Consider the following 6,411-nt stretch of genomic DNA (forward strand, 5'->3'; position numbering starts at 1 on the left):
GCACCGCCTCCACCTTGAATTCCTGCGTGTATTGCCTTCTCGGCACCACGTTCTCTGCCATTCTGTTCTCCATACAGTCAAAAAGTTATCAAACTTCTTGCTGTACGTGGAATCGAGACAGGGTCAACCAGCGCAGCCGAAACGCTATAGCCGGCCAGTGCCTGGAGACCGCGTCCAGATGGACACGATGAAGATCGCGCGAGGTGCGTACCAGTACACCGCGATTGACGACTGCTCACGCTTCCGCGTACTGGCGCTCTACCCACGCAGAAATGCCCGAAATACGCTGTTCTTTCTTGATCGCGTCATCGAGGAGATGCCGTTCCCGATCCAGCGTATCCAGACCGACCGCGGCGGCGAGTTCTTCGCTGAGTCAGTGCAACGGCGCTTGATGAGCGAGTGCATCAAATTCCGACCGATTCCGCCACGCTCGCCACATCTCAACGGCAAAGTCGAGCGTTCGCAGCTCACCGACCTTAACGAATTCTGGTCGCATCACCCACCGGCCGAGGACGGGATCGGCCATCGAATTGAGGAGTGGCAGTTCAACTACAACTGGCGGCGCCCGCACGGCTCGCTTGGTGGCAAGACGCCCGTCGATCGTATCGCAGAGTTAAGCGAAATCACGCCTCTGACGGAGGAGGTGGGAAGTGCCTTCGACGAAACGAAAGAGCGAATTCGGCACCGCGAATGGCGCGTCGACAAAACTCTCGCCGAACATCACCGGCGCGTGTTGGAGCTCGCGTCTCCTAACAGCGCCGCAAGCTCCAACACGCCACGAAAACGACGCCCTAAAAAGTGAAACGATGTCCGTGAATCGCACAGCAAAAGCGATCGCAACACAGACCATACAGCGAATACTCACCGCCTCCTGCGTTCTCTCAAAAAGCGCACCACGCCATACTCCGCCATGCCTCAACACTAATCTTCAAAACTAGCATGCGATGTCCGCAACCGCAGACCATGCTCCGCCCGAAGCGCGTTCTCAGACGTCGCCCGACCACTAAACTCGCCCAAGCCTATCGCACGCGCCTCCTCTCGTCCCCGCGGACTATCCAGATCCTGCCGATCACCCACCGGAACTTCCGCATTACCCTTCATAAATCTCTTCGCATGAATGAGTTCATGTCCTAAAACAAAAGGCTCCCCACCCGTCCCCGGACGAAAGGCAGCTACGCCATTTTCGTCGACATCGACTTTATCCAGCGGGTTCCACATAATCACCGCGCTTGATCCATCCCCCCTCACACCACCATATTTCCGCGCGAATTGCCCTGCCAACGCAACATTCTCCGATATCGTCTTTGGTTTAAGCTTCTCGACCTGATTTGGATCCAACGCCGGCAACGCCCTGGAATGCAATTCAGACCTTCGAATCAAAACTCGTTTTCCGGTTTTTCCTGAAACTTCTGCCAAATCTTCAAGCAAGCGACCACCCGACGGCTTCGAACCGATCTCCCCAAGGGTTCGCTCAACCAATCGACCAAACTCCTCATCATTATCTTCATACATAACATCGATTGCAGCACGCCCAGACGACGAAATCTTCATTATCTATCTAATATGCACCATGTAAAACGCAAATCTTAACAAGAAATGTTTCATCAAAAATCAAAAGTACGAAAAACTCACCGGAGAAACGAAAATATAGGAAGCTATCGCAGACAGTTGACCAAGCTATACGCCAAAACCATCCCGACCTACGCATCAAAAAGGCAACAAAGACTGCACTGCGCTACGTCCCTGGTCGGGAGAAAGATGCGCATACCGCTCCGTCACAGCTATAGATGAATGACCCAGCAAATCGCGCACAACATACAAGGAAACCCCGCTCATCACAAGCCACGATGCAAACGTATGTCGCAGATCATGAATACGAAAATCTGAAATACCAACCCTTTCGCACGCAGCACGAAAGCCCTTCTGTAATCCTAGAACCGGCGCCTCAATACTGTCGAAAAAACCCACGGCGACCCCGCACAGAATCTCTCTACTCATTCACGTTGAGCCCGTAGGGCCGACAAAGCGACATCATTCAAAGGCACCAACCGGCGCTTACGGTTTTTTGTATGCACGCCATCCAACCGAAAACATGCCCGCTCGAAATCAACCCGCGACCGGTCCAAACGAAGCAACTCATTCTTGCAGCAACCGGTATTGAGCGCCAACCGAATAAAATTGGGAAGATGCGGTCGCCTAGCGCACCGGCCAGCCTCAAGCACCAGCGCCGATGCCTCATCGCGATTGATCCATCGAACCCGCGATTCACCACTCGGCAAACCAAGACTCTGAGCCGGATTTCCGAGATCAGGCCGATCGTGCTCGAGACGCACAAAATTGACGGCAGCAAAAAAAATTTCAGCTCACGCCTGATAGTTGATTCCTTAACGCCGTCTGCCAGCCGCAACGTGACATAGCCTCTTACGTCGGCTCGTTTCAAATCAAGCAAACTCCGCCCACCGAAATGAGGCTGAAGCTGCTTCAGCGAGTATAGATCACGCACCTTACTGCGATGAGTCTTGGCCGCCAAATAGATGCCCACCACCTCCTCAAAAACCATGGATGACGCCCCACACGCAGGTTGAACTACGCAATTATCGCTAGACAACAAAGAAGTCTTCATTGTGAATATATAGCGACAACTAAGCCAGCGTTCCCCGTTTCGATTCAGAACGCGCAAACCCCATAGCTCCAACAATCCACACGCTGCCGCGCGTCGCACTTTGCAATGACAGTCGTTCCATGAAACACTGTCGCCGTAGGCCCTGTTTCAGCCCTCACCCTCCGTATTGCCCGTCGCCATCCAGAACACCGCGATGCCTCGGTTCCAGAACAACTGAGCCCCGCCGAAATCCGCACCATTGGCATCGACGCACGCGTACGCCGCCGCAACAGCCTCGCCACGCGACGATTCCGCCCCCAGGTGCGCATACGCCGTCACCTCCGGCAGCACAATGCCCTTGCTGGTCCAATACCGTTTCTTGTTGAACCCGGCGTCATGCGCCCCCTTACCCACGTACTTGGCGATGTACGTCGCGATCCGATGACGCATCGCCCGACCCTTGCCACCCACCTTGCGGAACAGGCACGACGCCCGGCCGATACTGTTGTTCACCGTGCCGTCCTTCGCAATCACCGACAGCCAGATCGAGCGCAGCAGCTTCCAGTTCTGACGCCCATGGACGGCCACGTGAATATGCCACGCGCCGCGCTCCTGCCGCTCCAGCACCGCCACGTAATGGAAATCCTGCAGCTTGTTCAACCGGCGCCGGAACGCATCCCACCACCGCGCCCACACCTCGATGCGCGTCTCATTCAACCTGGTAGAAAGCGTCAGCATCCGGTCAGCGCGGATTTGCTTGCAGCGCTTACGAATCATCCGCTTCGACCGCTCAATCGACGTACGAAGCGACTTGTCAGCCTTCGTCGTAACGTCGTCCTCGCCCTCATTCATCTCCCGCTTGCCGCGCGCAACACGCGGGCGCAGCCGCAGCTCGTTTAAGCGCCACTGCACGGCCACACTGAACGCCACGACCTCTTGCTGGCCGTCATCGAAGCGTTGCGTGCGCACAACGTACTCATCGCTAAACGGCGTTTGGAACAGACGCGATTCGTGCTCTCCAATGCCTGCATCCACGTTGGATACCTCGTATATCCGATGTTGATCACTGCCCGGGATCGCTGCGAACGATCGCCGGGTTTTCTTTTTGCATTTCGACGCGAACTTCCGTCCAATCTCGCGAAGCAACGAGCCAGTACGCCATCGAGCCGCTGCTATATTCGCCGGGCTGTGAGAGCAGCGCGGCTGGCGTACTGGCTCCCCCGGCGTCAGCGGCCAACATTCAAGCCCCGAAATCCACTCGGATAACGGGGCTTCTTTTTGGTTCATCGCGGATTACCGGGGAACGCGGCGCGGATCTTGAGGAAGAAGTATTCCTCGTCGCGATACCCGTAGGCCCGACGCTTAATGACCTTGATGGTGTTGTTGATGCCTTCGACGACGCTGGTATTGAGCGGATGGCGGCAGCGGGCGAGGATTCCGTGCCAGTAACCCTGCAGGCGCTGCGCGAACAGTTGCAGCGCGGCAATCCCGCTTTGCCGGGCCTGCTCGATCCAGTGTTCCCAGGCCTTTTCCGCCCAGGCAGGCTTTCGGTAGAATCAGAGCCGTTTGAGTTCGTCGCGTAGCACGTAGGCGCACAACAAGGGCTGATTCGCTGCCAGCAGTGCCTTCAGATGCACGGACTGCTCGGGCTTCAGGTTGTGGCGGTTGCGCAGCAGCAGCCAGCGACTGGATTTCAATACCTTGCGGGCCGGCCGGTCATGGCGCAACTGATTGGCCTGATCGGAGGTATCCGGAATTTCGTGTGTGAGGCGGGTTGAGATTCAGACTCCAATGCTGAATCGTTCCGGGTAAAGCAGCGCGAACTGTGTCATGGCGCTCTTCCAATCGTGCCGGGAACCGGTCCACTTGACCACGACGTTGCGCAGCGCCAGCCAGATCAGTTTGAGCGCGGCCTCGTCCGATAGGAAGTGGCCCCGCGCCTTGATGATCTTCCGAAGCTGCATGTGCAACGACTCGATCGCGTTGGTCGTATATACAATTTTCCGGATGTCAGGCGCGAAGGCGTAGAACGGAATCACCTGATCCCAGGCCCGGCGCCAGAGGGCGGCAATCGGTGGGTATTTCCTACCCCACGGGCTCGTATCGAACGCATCCAGCGCCACGGCGGCCGCTTCGACCGACGGTGCCCGATAGATTTCCTTGAGCGCGGCTGCGACCGATTTCCGGTCTTTCCAGCTGGCGAAGTCCAGCGAGTTCCGGATCAGATGCACGATGCAGGTCTGCACCGTCGTGTCCGGGAACACCGTGTTGATCGCTTCCGGGAAGCCCTTCAGGCCGTCGACCACGGCGATCAGGATGTCCTGCACGCCGCGCAGCTTCAGGTCGTTCACCACCCGCAGCCAGAACTTGGCCCCTTCGGTCTGTTCGATCCAAAGGCCCAGCACGTCACGTGTGCCGTCGCGGCGCACGCCCAGTGCCAGGTAGATCGCCTTATTGCGCACCACGCCTTCGTCGCGGATCTTGACTCGCAAGGCATCGAAGAACACGACCGGGTACATCGGCTCGAGCGGCCGCTGCTGCCATTCACGCACTTCGTCGATCACCGCGTCAGTGACGGTGCTGATGAAGTCCGGCGATACCTCGATGCCATACATCTCCAGCAGGAAGCCCTGAATCTCCCGCACGCTCATGCCGCGGGCGTACATCGCGATGATCTTGTCGTCGAAGCCGGTGAAGCGTCGCTCGCCCTTGGCGATCAACACCGGATCGAAGGTGCCTTCGCGGTCGCGCGGAATCTCGACGTCGAGCAAGTCGTCGTCGGTTGCAACGCGTTTGCGGCTGGTGCCGTTGCGATGGTTCGTGCGGCCGCCCGGTTTGGCTTCACCCTTCTCGCAGCCAAGGTGGTGGGTCAGTTCGCCGCCCAGCGCGCGCTCGAAGATCGCCTTCTTGAGCGCCGCGAGCTGCTCGTTGATCGTTGCCCGATCCAGCGTTCCGGGCACCAGTTGCTTGATGAGTTCCGGGTCCAGGTTCAAGCCCTTGCCCGGCTCAATCGTCACTTCTTCCTTGCGTTTGCGTGGCATAAAGTGGCTCCTTGGCCACCAGTTTATGCCTCACACACAAAGGTTCGGATAGGCTCGCTCTTCGGGGCGGGCCGAATCGGCCCGATCGGAGCACTGGCGGGCGAATTCCGCCGGTGTCATCCACTGCAGCGCAGAGTGAGGGCGCGCCTCGTTATCGTACTCGCGCCAGACTTCGATTTTGCGTCTGGCGTCCTCATTAAAGAAGTGCATCACCTACTTGCGGGCTCTTATCACGAGCAGCGCGCTTCGCTGAACCTGTTGAAATTTCTGGCTAACGACCTTCAGATCAGCATGGTTCTGGTCGGCACCCGCGACGCGGTGCTGGCGCTTCAAACCGATACCCAGATGATTAGTCGGTATGTGCCGTTCGAGATACCACGGTGGCGGGAGAGCGATGGTCTACGGCGGCTTCTCGCGGCCATCGAACGCGTGCTGCCACCGCACAAGCCATCGGATCTCGCACGACGCGAGATCATTCAGTTTGTTCTGAGCGCGAGCGGCGGACTGACCGGCGAGATATCCACGCTGCTGAACAATGCCGTCGAGCTATCAATTCGCAACGGCGTCGAATTTATCGGCATTAGGCATCTCGAGCATGTCTGCCGAGTCGGGCAGTAACGTCATCCCATGGCCGATTGCCCCTAGCAGGCTGTTGAAAAACGCCTCGTCTTGATCACGAGGTCGCTGCGCAAAAGGATTTTGTATGCGATTGGCTGCTGAGTTGGCGACGGATCGTCGAAGCTGGACCGCTCGCGAGCGGTCCAGTCG

At 57.7% G+C, this 6,411-nt stretch carries 6 protein-coding genes and 3 pseudogenes; 2 read left to right on the forward strand and 7 right to left on the reverse strand.

What is annotated here, in order from left to right; translation table 11 throughout:
• On the forward strand, window positions 1–802 hold an 802-nt coding region (locus tag G3O00_RS38795), incomplete at its 5' end, for a DDE-type integrase/transposase/recombinase (protein ID WP_241025535.1).
• A 119-nt stretch (window positions 803–921) separates the two neighbouring features.
• Here the strand turns inward: G3O00_RS38795 and G3O00_RS38800 are convergent.
• The 7 genes and pseudogenes from G3O00_RS38800 to G3O00_RS38825 form a co-directional block, all read right to left on the reverse strand.
• Window positions 922–1,551 carry a M91 family zinc metallopeptidase gene (locus G3O00_RS38800; protein WP_206146157.1) on the reverse strand — a complete coding sequence of 210 codons (630 nt, stop codon included), beginning with the start codon at window positions 1,549–1,551 and terminating at the stop codon, window positions 922–924.
• Window positions 1,552–1,707: 156 nt separating this feature from the next.
• Complete coding sequence (locus G3O00_RS44010; RefSeq protein ID WP_277399371.1) at window positions 1,708–1,998, reverse strand: site-specific integrase; 291 nt, start codon at window positions 1,996–1,998, stop codon at window positions 1,708–1,710.
• On the reverse strand, window positions 1,995–2,333 hold the full coding sequence (locus tag G3O00_RS44015; RefSeq protein WP_346779021.1) for a tyrosine-type recombinase/integrase: 339 nt from the start codon (window positions 2,331–2,333) through the stop codon (window positions 1,995–1,997). Before G3O00_RS44015 ends, G3O00_RS44010 begins: the two co-directional genes overlap by 4 nt.
• Window positions 2,334–2,770: 437 nt before the next feature.
• On the reverse strand, window positions 2,771–3,637 hold the full coding sequence (locus G3O00_RS38810) for a hypothetical protein (RefSeq protein ID WP_346779022.1): 867 nt from the start codon (window positions 3,635–3,637) through the stop codon (window positions 2,771–2,773).
• 248 nt (window positions 3,638–3,885) lie between these two features.
• Window positions 3,886–4,344, reverse strand: a pseudogene (locus G3O00_RS38815) (transposase); the annotation flags it as partial.
• A gap of 39 nt (window positions 4,345–4,383) precedes the next feature.
• Window positions 4,384–5,643 carry an IS256 family transposase gene (locus G3O00_RS38820; RefSeq protein ID WP_206146158.1) on the reverse strand — a complete coding sequence of 420 codons (1,260 nt, stop codon included), beginning with the start codon at window positions 5,641–5,643 and terminating at the stop codon, window positions 4,384–4,386.
• A gap of 30 nt (window positions 5,644–5,673) precedes the next feature.
• A pseudogene (locus tag G3O00_RS38825) lies at window positions 5,674–5,847 on the reverse strand (integrase core domain-containing protein); the annotation flags it as partial.
• Between G3O00_RS38825 and G3O00_RS38830 the strand changes: the two are divergent.
• Window positions 5,845–6,261 (forward strand): annotated as a pseudogene (locus G3O00_RS38830) (TniB family NTP-binding protein); the annotation flags it as partial. The pseudogenes G3O00_RS38825 and G3O00_RS38830 sit on opposite strands and share 3 nt — an antisense overlap.
• Window positions 6,262–6,411 lie beyond the last annotated feature (150 nt).

This window comes from Burkholderia sp. Ac-20384 (genome assembly GCF_017104605.1).
GTDB lineage: Bacteria > Pseudomonadota > Gammaproteobacteria > Burkholderiales > Burkholderiaceae > Burkholderia > Burkholderia lata.

Bases quoted from the DNA above. Each gene is read 5' to 3' on its own strand.
- G3O00_RS38800 (WP_206146157.1), bottom strand. From the start codon at position 1,551: ATGAAGATTTCGTCGTCTGGGCGTGCTGCAATCGATGTTATGTATGAA.
- G3O00_RS44010 (WP_277399371.1), bottom strand. From the start codon at position 1,998: ATGAGTAGAGAGATTCTGTGCGGGGTCGCCGTGGGTTTTTTCGACAGT.
- G3O00_RS38820 (WP_206146158.1), bottom strand. From the start codon at position 5,643: ATGCCACGCAAACGCAAGGAAGAAGTGACGATTGAGCCGGGCAAGGGC.